Source organism: Amphibacillus sp. Q70 (genome assembly GCF_052055485.1).
Lineage (GTDB): Bacteria > Bacillota > Bacilli > Bacillales > Amphibacillaceae > Amphibacillus.
The window spans coordinates 1,614,487-1,630,665 of the sequence record NZ_CP197171.1 but is presented as its reverse complement, the minus strand read 5'-3'; the positions used below and the strand labels follow the sequence as shown (position 1 = coordinate 1,630,665).

Sequence of the window (16,179 nt, the reverse complement as noted above, 5' to 3'; positions counted from 1 at the left end):
TAATTGTATTTAAGGAACAGCGGGAAGATAAAGGTATAGTGAAATAATTGATATATAAGTGGATGGATCTATCCCTTCTTTAGAGTGCCTCACAGTACAGAATAGTTCAGAAAGTCAAATCTATTTACAATTGAATTTAAGAAAAAATGGCTCCTTAAAAATAAAGCTATCAATTATTTAGATTCTACGATAAAAATATAGAAGATTAATTTGGGGGGTTCGAAATACCCTTTAAAAGCCTCATTTTATGTCAACAACTAAAATCAGTAAACTTTCATTTACTCCATCCAAGCTATTCTATAATTTATTTCCTCAGTACTTTTAGCTCTATACACTTCTTATTTGCTAGAATTAAAATCAAAAAAATAGCTTTCTATGATTTTTCATGGAAAGCTATTTTTTAATATTTACAATTGATCAATTAAATCCGATAAATCTTTGTGATATTTTATATCCCCCTACAGAAATACTTCTGCCAAACCTTCCAGGTAAGTTGAGTAATATTCCAATCATTCCATATCGAATTTCACGATACAATTCTTGATCTTTTTCCCTCATATATTTCCATAGCTCTTTTTTCTTTTGGAGATTTTCTGTTGTTCCTGATTTTATCAACAAAATAGACGAAACGACTGTGACAATTTCAAGTTGATGAAGCAAATACTGTCTGAGCTTCGGACTAGTTATATTTTCTAATTCTAAATCATCTATCATTTGTTTGTTAACTTTAATCTGTTGATCAATTCTTTTAATCATGACACTTTCATGAACAGACTGATCTTCCCTGCCGATAAAGTATCTATAAAATTCAAGATTGATATAGTACATTGTTTTCACATGTTTAAGCGGAACAAATACAAATAGATTATCAACATAAAAAGTATGTTTTGGCAGTACTAACCCGCAATTTTTTAATAACTCTGTTCTGTAAATAAGGGAATGCATTAACAGATATTGACCTCTGCGAAACGGCTTAATATCCTCCCAAGTAAATATCTTATCTACTGGGAGAACATTTTCATATTTCATAACCTTCTTGTATTTTTTATCCTCTTTTTCATAGGTGAAATTACTAATAAGCATATCTACTGTTTGCTTTTCAGTAACAAATTTTTTTAATATCTTTATGATTTTTAGATATGCTCTTACATCCACCCAGTCATCACTATCTACGACTTTCAGGTAAAAGCCGGATGCATTCCTAATTCCTGCATTTACAGCTTCACCGTGTCCACCATTTTTCTGGTGGACGACACGGACAATGGAAGGATATCTTATTGCATATTTATCCGCAATTTTTGCCGTATTATCAGAAGAACCATCATTCACGATCAATAATTCAACGTCCTCTCCGCCGGGCAAAAGAGATTCGATACAATATTCCATATAATCTTGTGAATTATAGCAAGGTATAACTACTGATAATAATTTCATTTTTCACACTACCTTTACTTTGCCTCTTCTTCAGGCACCTGTTTAAATATAATCTTAAATATAGGGAAGAACACCCAGAATGATATGGCACTATTAATAATCATTGTGATCACATCAGCTGTTGTTTCTCCTAATGATCCCATTCCCCATGTATTCATTAACAAGTTATAGATTGGCACTTTATAAAATCCTTGAGCCACTGCAGCACCGATTGTTATGAGAATATAAGCTACTAAATACCAAAACGCTGCTGTCCATATGTTACTGTTTGATTTAAATGTAATGCTTCTTTGCGCAAAAAAGTTAATAACCTGCGCAATCGCTATTGTGATTTGAACGGCCAGAAAGTAGGCAAGTCCTCCTCCGCCACCTTCAGATAATGCACCAGCAGCATAATCAAACACATAATAAGCAGAACCGTCAAGGTTTTGGCCAAATTGTAAAAATTGAAAATTAGTAGTTACTAATGCTGTATTAGCAAATATACTTTTAAAGATAGGCATTAGCACTAGCTGCAGTACAGTAACCCCATTACTTAGCAAAAAGAAAACTAAAAATTGAGCAATATGAGGATGGTTTTCCTTGAAATTAATCCAAAATTTAGGCTGTTTGAATTTTCGATTAGCTGTCTTTTCTACTTTACTATTCATTTTACCCCTCCTTTACCGCATAGAAAAGTGTTAATTGTTCCCTTTAGCGGCTTTTAACATCTGTCTTCTTTCACTTAACACATGTTTTGCACCCTTAAAGAAGTGCCCATTTACAATCATTAAGATTCCATCTAACATTGGCATATTCATCATGCCGCCAGTCATTCTGGCCATGCCCCTAAATGGCATATGGTAAACAGACATCATGATTAGGTTAGCCGTCGATCGTTTGCCAATTTTCCTCAAAAACCAATGTGAAAATTTAATTAGTTTAAATGCAAACCTAGCAAATCCACCTTTTGCATACTGACATTGGGCGATTGTATCGTTATATCCAAGTGGTTTTGATCGATCCCATCTTGAATCTGGTACTTTTCTCTCTAATAAAGTTTCAAATTCCTCTAAGCTTACATTATTTATTTTTCCAGAATAATAAGATGGGAGTTTATTCTTTTCATATGGAAGGGGGGCTCCTGAACCTTCAACAAATAATGTGCTATTTAATTGAATATCTGCACTTGATGCGCCGATCATAATTTCATAATCCGCTTCTTCAATTTCCCATTGATTTGTTTTCACATTGAAATAGCGAAATGTTTTATCATCAAATGGGATGGTTATCGTTTTCGTTTCACCTGGCTGTAAATAAACCTTATTAAACCCTTTTAATTCTTTTTTCGGTCTGAATATTAAATCTGATTGAGTTCCAACATATAATTGAGCAATTTCTGCTCCGGCTCTAGACCCTGTATTGGTTATGTTAAATGTGACGCCCTCTTGATCAACTTCGATATTTGAATAGGCAAAAGTGGTATAACTTAATCCATAGCCAAATGGAAATAGAACATTTACATTCGCTGTATCATAATAGCGATAGCCAATGAATATACCCTCTCTATGTTCAACGCTAACTTCTTTACCAGGAAAATAATGATGTGCAGGTGTATCTTCGTAATGAAGTGGATAGGATTCGGCTAATTTTCCTGATGGATTTATATCACCCGTTAACACCCGAAGAATGGCTTTTGCACCTGCCTGCCCACTTAAGTAACCATGTACTAATCCTTTGACCTTATCAATCCATGGCATTTCTACAACTGCTCCACTAGAGAGAATGGCAACAATATTTGGATTGATTTCATATAAAGCATTTAATAGATCAATTTGATTTTCTGGTAACTTTATATTCTCTCGATCCAATCCTTCAGCCTCGGTCACTTCATCAAGTCCGATATATAAAAGAACCACATCTGCATCTTTAGCAAGGGCACATGCTTTGTCTATTTTTCTTTGACTCTTCTTACCATAGCGATTAAAACCTTGTTCAAATCCGATATTATTAATACCTGATTCAGCTAAGAGTTCAAGTGTGTTTTCTAATTTAGTTGGATTTACTATCGATGAACCTGCACCTTGATAACGAGCTTCTCTAGCAAATTCCCCAATAACAGCAACCTTTTTATCCTTTTTTAACGGTAATAGGTTATCTTCATTCTTTAACAGAACAATCGATTCTTCTGCAACTTTTTGTGCAAGTTGGTGATGTCCTTCCATATCAAATTGCTTTTTGGGATGTTCAAATGCTTCTTCAGTTATAAAATTAAGCTCAAGTAATCGATCAACATTCTCATCTAATACTTGCTCTTTAATTTTTCCACTTTTAACCGCTTGAATAATGTCTTTATTTGTTTCTCCAGCAGTCGTCGGCATTTCTAGTTCATTTCCAGCTTTAAGACCTGCTACACGATCGTTACTGCCACCCCAATCCGTGACAACTACTCCATCGTAATTCCATTCATCACGAAGAATATCTCGCATTAAATGTGTATTTTCATTCGTATAAGTCCCATTTAACAGATTATAAGAAGACATAAGTGTTTTGGTTTGGCTTTCTTTTACAACAATCTCAAATGCAGTTAAATAGATTTCACGTAGTGTTCTTTCATCGACTATCGTATCAATTGACATCCGTCTTTCTTCTTGACTGTTTACCGCAAAGTGTTTAACACAAGCAGAAATACCTTGGGACTGAATTCCTTTAATCATACTACTGGCCATTTTCCCCGCAAGATAAGGATCTTCACTGAAATATTCGAAGTTTCTTCCTGCTAAAGGGTTTCTCTTCATATTAATCCCTGGTCCAAGAAGCACATTTACTTTCTGTACAATAGCTTCCTCACCTAAATATTCACCCATTTTTCTTCCTAATTTCATATTCCAACTATTAGCGACTGTCGCAGCTGTTGGAAAACTAGTGGCTGGAATACTTGGATTTAGCCCTAAATGGTCTGCTGCTGCAGCTTGTTTCCGAATACCATGTGGTCCATCAGCAAGAAAGATACTCTTAATACCAAGACGCCCAATATCCATCGTTTGCCAGAAATCTTTACCTGACATTAACGATGCTTTTTCTTCTAGGGTCATTTGATCGATTATATCTTTATGTTTCATGTGTAAATTCCCCTTTTTGTAATTTTGGGCGGTACTAAAATTGTGTACCGCCAAATCTTTTATAATTTGTTATTTTTATTACTGTTATGTGTTTTCGAAGCTTAACTTTCTTCTTTCAAGGGGATGTTTTTTGCTTTTCTAAAAGTCAATACTTCAAGAACGATAACAATACCTGCTGCTATAACATTAATGATAATAGCCACTTTCTCCCATGAAAGCATACCTTGATCAAGAAGATCATCACTATAAGCATTGCTGTTAACTGTAGTATATAAAATATTCTTAGAGGCTTGACGCATTGCCTGTACTGCTGTAGCACTTTCCGTATCATCTAAGTCAATTCCAGGAGCTTCAAAAGCAACAAGGGCAAGGTCTCCACCATTCCGAATCATTATATCAGTGTCCATGTAACCCCAAATATTCATAAAGTAATCAGTTAGAACCGTTCCACGAAAGCCCCACTCATCACGAAGAACAGTGTTTAATAGTGCGTCAGAAGCGCCTGCCCACTCTGGTCCAATATAGTTAAAGGAGGACATGACTCCGGTAGTTCCACCTTCTTTTATGGGTAATTCAAAAGATGGCAAATAAATTTCTCGAATAGCCTGTTCATCTGACCATGTTGTTATCATAATGTTCCGATTTGTTTCTTGTTCATTTAATGCAAAATGCTTAATATAGGAATGCACACCATAATTCCCTATAGCCTCAACAGCATTAGCTCCTATTTTTCCAGAAAGTAAAGGGTCTTCAGAATAATATTCAAAGTTACGACCACCAAATGCTGCTCGATGCAGGTTCGATCCAGGTGCATACCAACCTGACACACCCATTTCCACAGCCATCTCACCCATACTATCTCCATATGCATAAGCCAATTCCTCGCTCCAAGTATTTGCCAGCATTAGAGCAACAGGCAATCCAATGGATCCAACACCTGTAAAGTTATTATTTAAAGACGCTGGGCCATCAACATCAAGGGTTGCGACTTTACCTACAGAATCAATTTCTTGAGTCTGGAATCCTCCGAGGACTATGAGTCTTGACATCTCTTCAACTGTTAGTTGATCAAGTAATGGTTCCCAAGCTTCATCATCATAATCAGCTCCACGTAACTCTAATAATTCCATACCGTTATCAGCACCTGTTACAGGCATTTCAGCATCAGGATCGTTGTCCTCACTCACATTATAAGTTGTATCGTTAATAAACATTGATTTTGCTTCATCACTCATTGACATTGTACTTGGCGGTGCTGTTACATCATCATAATTTGCAAAACCATTTTCACGAGATAAGTATTCAATATCACCTTCAGCATGTTCAAACTGATTCGTAGCCGTTACTTCATCTGTTGAACGACTATTATCTCCTCCATAAGTTATCGTCTCATCTAAGGTATAGGTTAGTTCACTGACAACTTCATTTGAATTAGCTCTTAGCGAAATGTCATAATCACCTTCCTCAAGTACATATGCACCGTCCCCACTAGTATCATAGGAAGCCATGTCTTCTATATTAAAGCTGAGTGTTACCGTTTGAGAGGAACCTGGTTCAATTACATCAGTCTTATCAAAAGCAATTAAGTTAACAGCTGATTTTTCAAGACCACCATTTGTATAAGGCGGCGTATAATAGAGTTGGACAACTTCTTTCCCAGCTGTATCACCTGTATTTGTTACGGTTACATCCACTGTTAAATTGCCATTCCCATCTTCATTTATTTCTCCCAATTCTTGTGCAAATGTGGAATATGACAAACCATAGCCAAATGGGTATTGAACAGTGTCGTTATAATCGATCAAACCTTCTTCAGCTGCAGTTTCATAGAAACGATAACCTACATAAATCCCCTCAACATAATTAACAAAAGTTGGAGTTTGACCCCAGTGGTCATCGCCTTCAACTGCAAACTCATCTACATTATCATAAGCGAAGTCGCCAAAATTATTATAGTAAGGAGTCGTTGTTAAATCATAAGCAAAAGTGTCCGCAGTTCTTCCTGAAGGATTAACCTCACCAGTGACAATTTGTCCTAAGGAGTTAAATCCTGTTTGTCCTGGACCTGGAGACCAAAGAACACTCTTAACCTCTTCATATTCTTCAACAAAACCCATTTCTAAAGGATTTGCTCCATTGTAAACAAGAATAACATCATCAAAATTCGATGTGACTAAATCCAGCATATCTTGCTCACTTTGAGTCAATTCTAGATAATGCATGCCATCTTCAAATTCACTATAAGAGTCAGAATTGTTATCCATTTCAATTGTGCTTGCATCAAGAGCCAGATCAGTTTCTTCTGAACTAGATCGTGAAATAACGACCATTGCCTGATCGGAAAACTCTCTTGCATTTTCTAGCATTTCCTCACTATAGGTATCTGTTGGAGGTTCTGGTAGCGTCCAATCTTGTTCCTGAATTTCTACCGCTGGTCGCGTATCTTCATAAGCAGTATAAAATTCAGATAATTCCTCATTTACATTAAGACCAGCATTATTTAAACCATCTAATAAGCTGACTGTTTCATAAGTTCCAGAAAGAGCACCGGAACCACCTCCACCATACACAGGGTTTGTGGATGACCAACCAAAAACATTTAAATTAGAATCACCTTCGATTGGTAATAGATCATCATCATTCTCCAATAAGACAATACCTTCTGCAGCAATTTCTTCACCTAATTCTTCTGCTCTTTCTCCAGATTCCTCACTAATTGATCCTTCCCCCGAAGCTAATGCGAGTAATGTTGACATCGGCCCATAAGCGATAAGATTAAGTGAAATGATTACTGCTAAAAAAATGGCGATCCCTGATTGACTTCGTACCATGAATTTTTTTCGATTTGATAATTTTCTAGCTGCAATGATAGTAACTATAGCAAGCAGTAGCACAACACCAAGACCTATCAAATATGGTATAATAAGGTCTAGGACTGCTAGAACATCTTGCATATTAATTTCTAGCATTTTTCCCCTCCTCAGTTCTTTTTTTATAAAAAAAATTAATTATTTAGTTTTTAATTAATGATAAATGCGTTACATTACAAAATTAGATTTATCCTTCTTATACCTCCTTTCATAGTATAAGTACTAGGAAAATCTCTATTAATCTGTCTTAAATAATAGTAATATTATTAGTTTTAATTAATGAACCTTTATATTCGTATTAGTCCGTAAGGGATTACATAATACTAACTCATTTCTTCACTACTTATGAAAGTAAATCGACCCTTCAATTAATGCAAGGTTCTTCTCATACTTAGCTTATTATTAAATGTCTATAGCTAAAAGTAAGACAGACTTTCGAGTTTACACACAAAATGTAAAGGCATTCATTATGTTTGAAAGATAGCCTAATATACAATTATTAGGTTTCTATTCTTTGCAATTTCTTAGCTTTGTTTATCTTTAATAATTAATATGGTAACACTTTTATTTTTTTATATTCTTTGTATTCATGGACTGTATAATTTTCTGCATGAACTGCAATTTTATTATGAAATTATAGTAAAAAAATGACTTGATTATATGAGTTTCATATAACCAAGCCAAATAAGGGTTGTACAATATATAGCGTTGGTGAGTAAAAAAACAGAACTCATTGACGCTATATTTTTATTTAAATATTTTATGATTTGTCTCATTTATAACTCACGTTATAAACCCGCAGTTAGCCGAACCTTCGCGTTCCATGGGCACGACCTCAGCTAGCTAAGAAAAGCTTAAAAAGCTTTTCTTAGCGGATCTTCGGACGCGTGCTGTTCCCATAGGAGTCTACGGTTCGGCTAACTGCTAATCATCAAATCGTCCGATTTGTCGCAGATCAATTTGTGATGGATGATTCATATTTTTAAATTTAAATATAGAAAACAAGTGAGTTTCCCTTTAGAATTGAAGTCGACTAAAACCATAATCCTGGGAGGGAACTCACTTGTCTACTTGTAATGATATAAGCTTTCTGATCGATGTTCAAGATGAAAATATAACTTTTTCACCTGGTTGTGTGACACTCGGTGAATACAACGGGAAGCCGTGTAAATTTATTAGTGGTGAATTGACTTATGACCCAACACATTGTGAAAAGTGTGGGATCAAGAATGAAAACTACGTCGTGATTAGAAATGGGAAACAAACATCTAGGATTACCTTGCCAATGGCGGGTACCTCATTAACCTTTCTTAAACTAAAGAAACAGCGTTTTTTCTGTAAAGCGTGTCGGAGTAGTTTTACAGCTAAAACCTCAATTGTTGAAACAAGCTGTCATATTTCAAATCAATCAAAGGCGATGATTATTTTGAAAAGCGGTGAAGCACAGTCTATAAACTCACTTTCTAGAGATTGTTCTGTATCTTGGCACACTGCTCAACGAGAGATTGATAAAACAGCACCATCCATCAAGCACCATCACCAGGCATTACCCGAAAATTTATCATTTGATGAATTTAAATAGGCAAAAGGATTGATGGCCTTTGAATATATTAATACTGAAACAGGTGATATTTTAGACATTTTAGAAGCGCGTACAAGCCGTGTGATAAAAAATCATTTTATCGCCAACTATAGCCTTAATGACCGTCGACATGTCAAAACAATCACCATTGATATGAACGCTAGCTATGTTCATGTCATTCAAGAGATTTTCCCTCGGGCTGAGATTATCATTGACCGTTTTCACTTAGTTCAATTGATGAATCGATCAATGAATAAAACACGTGTGAAAATCATGAATCGATTCAAGACATCAAATCGTGAGGACATGAAAAAATACCGTCGGCTAAAGCGATACTGGAAGCTCATATTAAAAAGTGAAAGGAAACGATCTTCTACAAATGACAAATATTATTCTTTGTTTGGGCAACGGCTAGAGAAAAGTATTGTTGAAGAAATGTTAAACTATGATCCTGAGTTAAAAGCAAATGATGAACTTTATCAACGTTTATTAAAGGCGATTGACATGAACCTTTTTAAAGGATTAGAAAGTGTATTAAAAGAGCGAAGCTCTTCTCTTATCTCTAGTCACATGAGAACAAGCTTAAAGACGTTAAGAAAGCATCTCCCTTATATCAAGAATAGTTTTACGTATCCATATAATAATGGTCGAATGGAAGGAATAAACAACAAGATTAAGGTACTAAGTAAAGTAGCGTATGGCTATCGGAACTTTTATAATTATAAAAAACGCATTATGATCCATTTCAAATTCAAAGCAATCGAAACAAAGTCATTAAATAATAAACAAAAAGAATCACGAATCAAAGCAGCCTAACGTCTACTTTGATTCGTGATAAACAACTAAATATATGTTGGCTAAAATTCCTCACCAACGTTACTTGACGTAGAACCCAAATAAGTAACATTAGTTTTTCATCTTTAAATCTTTCATTTGGTCAACTTCGGCATTAAAATCTCTAACTCAAACCAATTATCCTTTTGATTCACATTGACCACACCATCATACTTCTGCACAGCATATTGAATACTTTTCAATCCATAACCATGGAAATTTGTATCTCGCTTTGTTGTTTTCGGTAATTCGCCTTCAAGCTTTAAATCACCCTCAAAGTAATTTTCTATTCGAATCATTACAAATCCCTTTTTAGAAAATACAGAAACATGAATTAACCTTTTTTCTTCATCTTCAATTTGTTTTTCATATTCTATCGCATTGTCTAATGCATTTCCAAAAATTGTTGTAATATCTATGATATCCATACCATTAAGCAATTCTCCATTTGCTACAGATGTTAACGTAATACCATTCTTTATACAATACATATTTTTACTTGTAAGTAATGTATCCAACACATGGTTTCCTGTCTTATTCTGTGCTTCATAAGATTTGATGTCATCTTCCATCTGTGTTAAATACGCATTTCTTTTATCTGGATCTTCTTCTGCTCTAAGAGCAATAATCTGATTCTTTAAATCATGGTATTTATAATTGATCATTTCAATGCTTTCCTTGGATTGTTGATATTGTGTGTATTGATTTTGAAGAATATATTGTACAGCTTTTAATTCGTGTTTGATCCTTAAATCAGATAATTGGAGATGATACGCATGTAGGATAGCAAAACCACCCAAGTCTACTAAAGTTCGAATATTAAGGATCTCTTGAGCATACTGCCCACTAAAAGGTGTCTCAGATGTAACAAAACTTAAATTACTAATTCCAAAAACCGCTATACCAATAACAACAACGGACAATAATTCAAGCTGTCTGATATTCATCACACCATCGCCTGGTATATGTCTTTTTTCTAAAAACCAAATGGTGGCAAATGCAACCCCATAAACAGAAATTAATAGAAGGATTTCTGTTAATGAACCCGTATATCCACTACTCCAAAAAAAGAAGTGTAGCTGCCATTGAAATGATGCGACTAGCTCTGCTACAACAAATGCTTTAACCGTAAAATAACCTGCATCCAAAAAATTTAAATAAGTGCTTTTATAAATGAAGAAAAACATCAATACAACTGCCACAATCATACTTGGAATCCAAAAAATAATCGGTAAATTTTTGGTTATGGCTAAAAAGGTCATTTGGACAACCAGAGCTATACTAGAAAAAATAATTAGATTCGATCGCTTTAAACGCTTGCTTAAGATTGAAATGTAAATCATACAAGCAATCCACTCAGCTAAGGCTGTATATATCCGGGGGATATCAGGAAGTACATCATTCATTTAATCACCTCACCCCAGTAATTGGCCAAAGCTTTCATAAATCCCTTCTTCTTAGAACGGCTGATCAGAATTTCCTCTCCGCCGACTACAGCATTGCTATCGTTCATACCTTCTACATGTTGTAAATTTATCAAATAACCTCGATGGCCCCGATAAAAATGAACACTAGCTAATTGCTCTTCTAGTTCCTTCATTGTTCCTGTTCCCATATAATCTCCTTTTTTAGTATGAAAAAGAAGATCATGCCCTTGGCTTTCGATAAAATAGATATCAGAAATGTCAAAGCGAATAACCCCGCCTTTTACTTTTATCGTAATATGGTGGGTTTCTCTTTTTTTCATTCTGTCAATCGCACGATTCAAGCGCTCTGAGAATTGAAAATATGAAATTGGTTTTAAAACATAATCCAAGGCATCAACAGCATATCCTTTAATCGCATACTGTGGCATATTGGTAATAAAAATAATAACCACTTCAGCATCCGCTTTCCTTATCTCTTCTGCCGCAGACATGCCATCCATAAAACTCATTTGGATATCCATTAATATGATATCAAATTGTGCCTTATAGTTTTCAACGATTCCATCACCATCTGAATACGTTACTATTTCAATCTGTTCATCTTTTTCTTGCTCATATCTTTGCAAAAATTTGATTAACTGCTCTTTATATTTATCGTCGTCTTCAACTATTGCAACGCGTATCATAAAACTGCCTCCTTTCAGAGTAGCATTTAAAAAAGGTTGGAAAAGATTGATTTAACCTAAATAATCTATATCTCCAAGCGAAAGCATGACTTGAATACAAACGATTGAAATTTTGTTTACCTTAATCATTTAGTTAAATGAATTTCATCTTTCTTGGTCTCTGTGCTCTAATCAATTTAAGACATGAAATGGAGACCCTTCCCATAATTATCGTCTGACAACCAAGTTATTGGACAGCAACTATGGTTATCAAATCAATCATTACTAAGATGATTTCTTTATTAAAAGATTCTATCGATTTTACTTTTATAATGAACAATTACTTTTCCTCTACATGGAAGCACTGCTAATACTCATATAAACACCCTAGAGTTAAGCCTTCTTTATAACTCTAAGGGTGCCTTATAAAATTCTATACACCTAAGATCGTCCTCGCTATAAATTAAGTCAAACTATCAATAAACAATCTAGCAATGTCTGTTCCAGCAATAAGAGTTCCTAATGTACTTCCTAAATTAGCTAACAAAATAACCAACAAAACACGAGTGACTTTATTTCGCCAAAAACCTTTAACCGAATAGACATCTTCATTTAATTGTTCAAAATCACCTACTTGCGGCTTATTAAAGTAAGCTTGGACAAAACCTGCAAAGAAACCCGCAGCCATAATCGGATTCAATGAAGTGATCGGGGCAGCAATAAAAACTGTTAAAATAGCTAGTGGATGACCAAAAGCAATTAATGTTCCTAATGCTGATAGGGTCCCATTCCAAATTAACCAGCTTTGCATTTGTCGCCAGCCTGCATCTGGATTTAATATAAAAGTCGCAATAATCATGATAACAATGGCTATTGGAATGATCCAGCCAATCCGTTTTGGCCATTTTGATTTTGGCGGGACCTTGTTTAACTGCTTCAAATTGTGGGTTTTGCCTATTTCCTTAGTAATACCTGGAACATGGGCAGCGCCAAGTACAGCGACAATTTTTTTACCAGGGGCACGCTTAATTTTTTCTGCCAAATATTGATCCCTTTCATCGACTAATGGCTTTTTTAACCGTGGGAAATATTCGGTAAACTCACTTAAAATGGAGTCGATTGAATCTTGATTTTTCATCTTCTCTAATTCTTCCTCAGTGATCGACTCCTTCGAGAAAATACCTGCCATCACCTGTGTTAGCAGCATCATTTTTCCTTTAAAGCCAACGCCACCCCAAATACGCGCAAAGGTAACTTGGATGTTGCGATCAGCAAGAACAAGCTCAGCTCCATTCTCCTCTGCTGATTTAATTCCTTGTAGCATTTCTTGACCCGCTTCGATATTGAATTGTTTTGCAATTCTTTTTTGAAACGATGAAATCGCCAGATTCATTAGCAATAAGGTAGCCTTTTTATCTTTAATAACCTTGAAAATATCAGTATCCTTCCATCTATTGCCGTCCATCATCGCTTGATAGCGTTGCTGATCCAACTCAATACAAACAGAATCTGGTTGTTCCTGATCAATCACTTCTTTTACTTCTTCGGCACTGTACTTAGAGACATGTGCCGTTCCAATTAAAATATATTCCTTACCATCTTGCTCAATTCTAATAATATTATTTTGTTGTTCTAACATCTAACGACCTTCCCTCTTAAAAAACTCATCTCTTAAGTAAACGTATTATTTTACTATACTTGAGAACTTTCAAATTTCCACTTTCTAAGCAAAAAAATTCTCCAACTAATAGTATAACGTAACTAAATTAGAAAGAGAATTCTTTTGAAAATATAAAACATATTTTCAACAAAAATAGCAACTCATTGACTTCAAACATGTCACAACTTTATAATGTGCCTCTTTTGGGGTTGACTTTTAACTACATTCCTTTTATGGTTTCTCAACCATGATCTGAGATCAAACCCATCTTCGCCAACTCTAATGTCACAAATGTATAACCTCGTACAATCTAAGGGATTTAGTACTGTGCTAATTTGTTCTTTAGGCATTTTCACTTGAGATTCATCTGTCCATTTCAAATCGGAGGTATTTTAATAACTGTAAAAACCACCAATACTCATCTTTATTAGAAAAAAAAACAGGTAACTAAAAGCTACGATCTGAAGCGAAAAGTTATGATTCATCATGTCATGTGACAACTTTAGTCTGCGTTTTCTTATCACCCATTGCAAATTTGTTTTTATAATATGTGATAAATCACTGAAATTAATGATTTATCTTTGCAATTTACCTGAAAGTTTTTTATGATAAAAGACGGGCAAATTATTTGGAGGGGAAATATGACTAAAAATAGCAAATCAGATAGTCAAATTCAATAATCACTCAGTTTACTTACTATACAATTGTACAAACTATTAAAGAGTTTAAAAACGTTAATTTATCAAAAAAGGCAGGGTATTATGGACAAAAAAGACAAGAAAGTTATTGCTGAACAAAAAGCTTTAGCAAAAAAATTAAAAAAGATCGAAGATGAAGCAAGAAAAAAGGCAATTAAGGAAAGAGAACCTTTCAAGGGATTACAAATCATTCCAACTGTTTCACTTTTTGACGAAGAAGGAAGAGAAAAAGTTGGAGAGCGTAATTGGACTAAATTTGGATTCGACTTACACCCCCAAGTAACGATTCCATCTGCTATTATCTTGATTATTTTCATTACCTTGATCATGTCCTTCCCACAGCAAGCAAGCAGCTTATTTAGCTATTTATTAGATATTGTTACAAATTATACGGGCTGGATTATGATTTTTTCTGTAAATATCTTTATAATTGCAGCCTTCTATTTTGCCTTTAGTCGATTTGGAAAGATCGTGATTGGAGGCAAAGGATCTAGACCGGAATTTTCCAGATTTGCTTGGTATGCGATGTTACTAAGTGCAGGAATGGGGATTGGACTTGTATTTTGGAGTGTAGCTGAGCCTATTTCGCACTTGGGAAATCCATCGCCAATGTTTAATATTGCACCGGGGAATACTCCTGCAACTGCTCAATCCGCTATGACGTCAACCTTTTTCCATTGGGGGATTCATCCTTGGGCCATTTACGCTATTGTCGGCTTAGGCTTGTCCTTTTTCGCTTTTAACAAAGGATTACCATTAACCATACGATCCGTTTTTTATCCATTAATAGGAAACAAAATTTATGGTTTTTGGGGTAATTTAATAGATATTCTATCTGTATTAGCAACTTTAATGGGATTAGCTACCTCACTCGGTCTTGGCGTTGCCCAAGTCAATGCAGGTTTAAATCACCTCTTTGATATTAGTATAAGTACGCCAACACAGGTCATCTTAGTTATTATTATTACCGGTTTTGCAACTATTTCCGTGCTATTAGGACTCGATGGTGGTGTTAAACGTTTAAGTGAAATCAATATGATATTAGCTGGCATTTTCATGCTGTTTATCTTAATCGTTGGTCCTACTGTTTATATTATGAGCGGCTTCACGCAAAGTATCGGGAATTATATTGCTAACTTCATGGAAATGAGCATGTGGGCAGAAACATTTCGAGATTCCAATTGGCAAGGTGGGTGGACCATCTTCTATTGGGCATGGTGGATTTCGTGGTCACCTTTTGTCGGCATGTTTATCGCACGAATTTCTAAAGGACGAACAGTAAGAGAATTTATCGTTGGGGTCATTGCTATTCCGACACTTGTTTCCTTCTTATTTATGAGTGTACTTGGCGGAACAGCCCTTTTTCAACAACTGAATGGAATCGGTAATTTGAGCGAAGTTGTCAAACTAGACGAAGCGCTCGCTATGTTTGCTATGGTTGAAAATCTCCCTCTTTCAAACATACTATCTGTCGTGGGTATTATCTTGGTTGTTGTCTTCTTTGTGACCTCATCAGACTCAGGATCATTAGTTGTTGACCATTTATCATCTGGTGGAAAATTAGAAACACCTACTTTTCAACGCCTTTTCTGGGCAATCATGGAAGGGCTTGTCGCCATCGCACTTTTAATAGGAGGCGGACTAACGGCTACACAAACAGCAACTATCGCCACTGGCTTACCTTTTACAGCTATACTCATTGTAATGACTTATTCGATTTATATCGGTTTAAAAGACGAATATGATCTAGAACGAACGGTGGGCAAAGTTGTTAAAAAGGCAGAAACTGAACATAATATCAATGAAGTGATCACATCAACAGTTCAAGATGACGCACTCGTTGATGATCCAGATAACCAAAATAACGAATAATCATTATGAATCAAGTACTCGATTCATAATGAGATA

At 35.2% G+C, this 16,179-nt stretch carries 10 protein-coding genes; 3 read left to right on the top strand and 7 right to left on the bottom strand.

The annotated features are described in order from the left end of the window. Positions 1–417 precede the first annotated feature (417 nt). The 4 genes from ACS127_RS07250 to ACS127_RS07235 all read right to left on the bottom strand — a co-directional run bounded on the left by ACS127_RS07250 (position 418) and on the right by ACS127_RS07235 (position 7,504). On the bottom strand, positions 418–1,434 hold the full coding sequence (locus ACS127_RS07250) for a glycosyltransferase family 2 protein (RefSeq protein WP_440897754.1): 1,017 nt from the start codon (positions 1,432–1,434) through the stop codon (positions 418–420). A 14-nt stretch (positions 1,435–1,448) separates the two neighbouring features. Then, the gene (locus ACS127_RS07245; RefSeq protein ID WP_440897753.1) at positions 1,449–2,084 is read right to left on the bottom strand and encodes a hypothetical protein; all 636 of its coding nucleotides are present in this window, start codon (positions 2,082–2,084) and stop codon (positions 1,449–1,451) included. Between the two features lie 30 nt (positions 2,085–2,114). Next, a complete protein-coding gene (locus tag ACS127_RS07240; protein ID WP_440897752.1) occupies positions 2,115–4,535 on the bottom strand; it encodes a beta-glucosidase family protein in 2,421 nt (806 codons plus the stop codon). A 101-nt stretch (positions 4,536–4,636) separates the two neighbouring features. Continuing rightward, on the bottom strand, positions 4,637–7,504 hold the full coding sequence (locus tag ACS127_RS07235) for a glycoside hydrolase family 3 C-terminal domain-containing protein (RefSeq protein ID WP_440897751.1): 2,868 nt from the start codon (positions 7,502–7,504) through the stop codon (positions 4,637–4,639). 964 nt (positions 7,505–8,468) lie between these two features. Here ACS127_RS07235 and ACS127_RS07230 point away from each other — a divergent pair. Together ACS127_RS07230 and ACS127_RS07225 are read left to right on the top strand one after the other, a co-directional pair. Then, positions 8,469–8,987, top strand: a complete 519-nt coding sequence (locus tag ACS127_RS07230) for a transposase family protein (protein ID WP_440897750.1) — start codon at positions 8,469–8,471, stop codon at positions 8,985–8,987. Positions 8,988–8,999: 12 nt separating this feature from the next. Further along, on the top strand, positions 9,000–9,803 hold the full coding sequence (locus ACS127_RS07225) for an ISL3 family transposase (protein WP_440897749.1): 804 nt from the start codon (positions 9,000–9,002) through the stop codon (positions 9,801–9,803). Positions 9,804–9,916: 113 nt separating this feature from the next. Here the strand turns inward: ACS127_RS07225 and ACS127_RS07220 are convergent, their stop codons facing one another. From ACS127_RS07220 to ACS127_RS07210, 3 genes are all read right to left on the bottom strand, one after another. Next, positions 9,917–11,227, bottom strand: coding sequence for a GHKL domain-containing protein (locus ACS127_RS07220; RefSeq protein WP_440897748.1), 1,311 nt, complete (start codon positions 11,225–11,227; stop codon positions 9,917–9,919). Further along, positions 11,224–11,934, bottom strand: a complete 711-nt coding sequence (locus tag ACS127_RS07215) for a LytR/AlgR family response regulator transcription factor (RefSeq protein ID WP_440897747.1) — start codon at positions 11,932–11,934, stop codon at positions 11,224–11,226. Before ACS127_RS07215 ends, ACS127_RS07220 begins: the two co-directional genes overlap by 4 nt. 442 nt (positions 11,935–12,376) lie before the next feature. Continuing rightward, a complete protein-coding gene (locus tag ACS127_RS07210; protein WP_440897746.1) occupies positions 12,377–13,552 on the bottom strand; it encodes a TraB/GumN family protein in 1,176 nt (391 codons plus the stop codon). A gap of 782 nt (positions 13,553–14,334) precedes the next feature. Here ACS127_RS07210 and ACS127_RS07205 point away from each other — a divergent pair. Continuing rightward, on the top strand, positions 14,335–16,143 hold the full coding sequence (locus ACS127_RS07205) for a BCCT family transporter (RefSeq protein WP_440897745.1): 1,809 nt from the start codon (positions 14,335–14,337) through the stop codon (positions 16,141–16,143). The last annotated feature ends 36 nt before the right edge of the window (positions 16,144–16,179 follow it).

Excerpts from the sequence above, each read along its gene's own strand:
- ACS127_RS07240 (WP_440897752.1), bottom strand. The coding sequence starts at position 4,535 with ATGAAACATAAAGATATAATCGATCAAATGACCCTAGAAGAAAAAGCA.
- ACS127_RS07210 (WP_440897746.1), bottom strand. The coding sequence starts at position 13,552 with ATGTTAGAACAACAAAATAATATTATTAGAATTGAGCAAGATGGTAAG.
- ACS127_RS07225 (WP_440897749.1), top strand. The coding sequence starts at position 9,000 with ATGGCCTTTGAATATATTAATACTGAAACAGGTGATATTTTAGACATT.
- ACS127_RS07250 (WP_440897754.1), bottom strand. The coding sequence starts at position 1,434 with ATGAAATTATTATCAGTAGTTATACCTTGCTATAATTCACAAGATTAT.
- ACS127_RS07215 (WP_440897747.1), bottom strand. The coding sequence starts at position 11,934 with ATGATACGCGTTGCAATAGTTGAAGACGACGATAAATATAAAGAGCAG.
- ACS127_RS07245 (WP_440897753.1), bottom strand. The coding sequence starts at position 2,084 with ATGAATAGTAAAGTAGAAAAGACAGCTAATCGAAAATTCAAACAGCCT.
- ACS127_RS07235 (WP_440897751.1), bottom strand. The coding sequence starts at position 7,504 with ATGCTAGAAATTAATATGCAAGATGTTCTAGCAGTCCTAGACCTTATT.
- ACS127_RS07220 (WP_440897748.1), bottom strand. The coding sequence starts at position 11,227 with ATGAATGATGTACTTCCTGATATCCCCCGGATATATACAGCCTTAGCT.
- ACS127_RS07205 (WP_440897745.1), top strand. The coding sequence starts at position 14,335 with ATGGACAAAAAAGACAAGAAAGTTATTGCTGAACAAAAAGCTTTAGCA.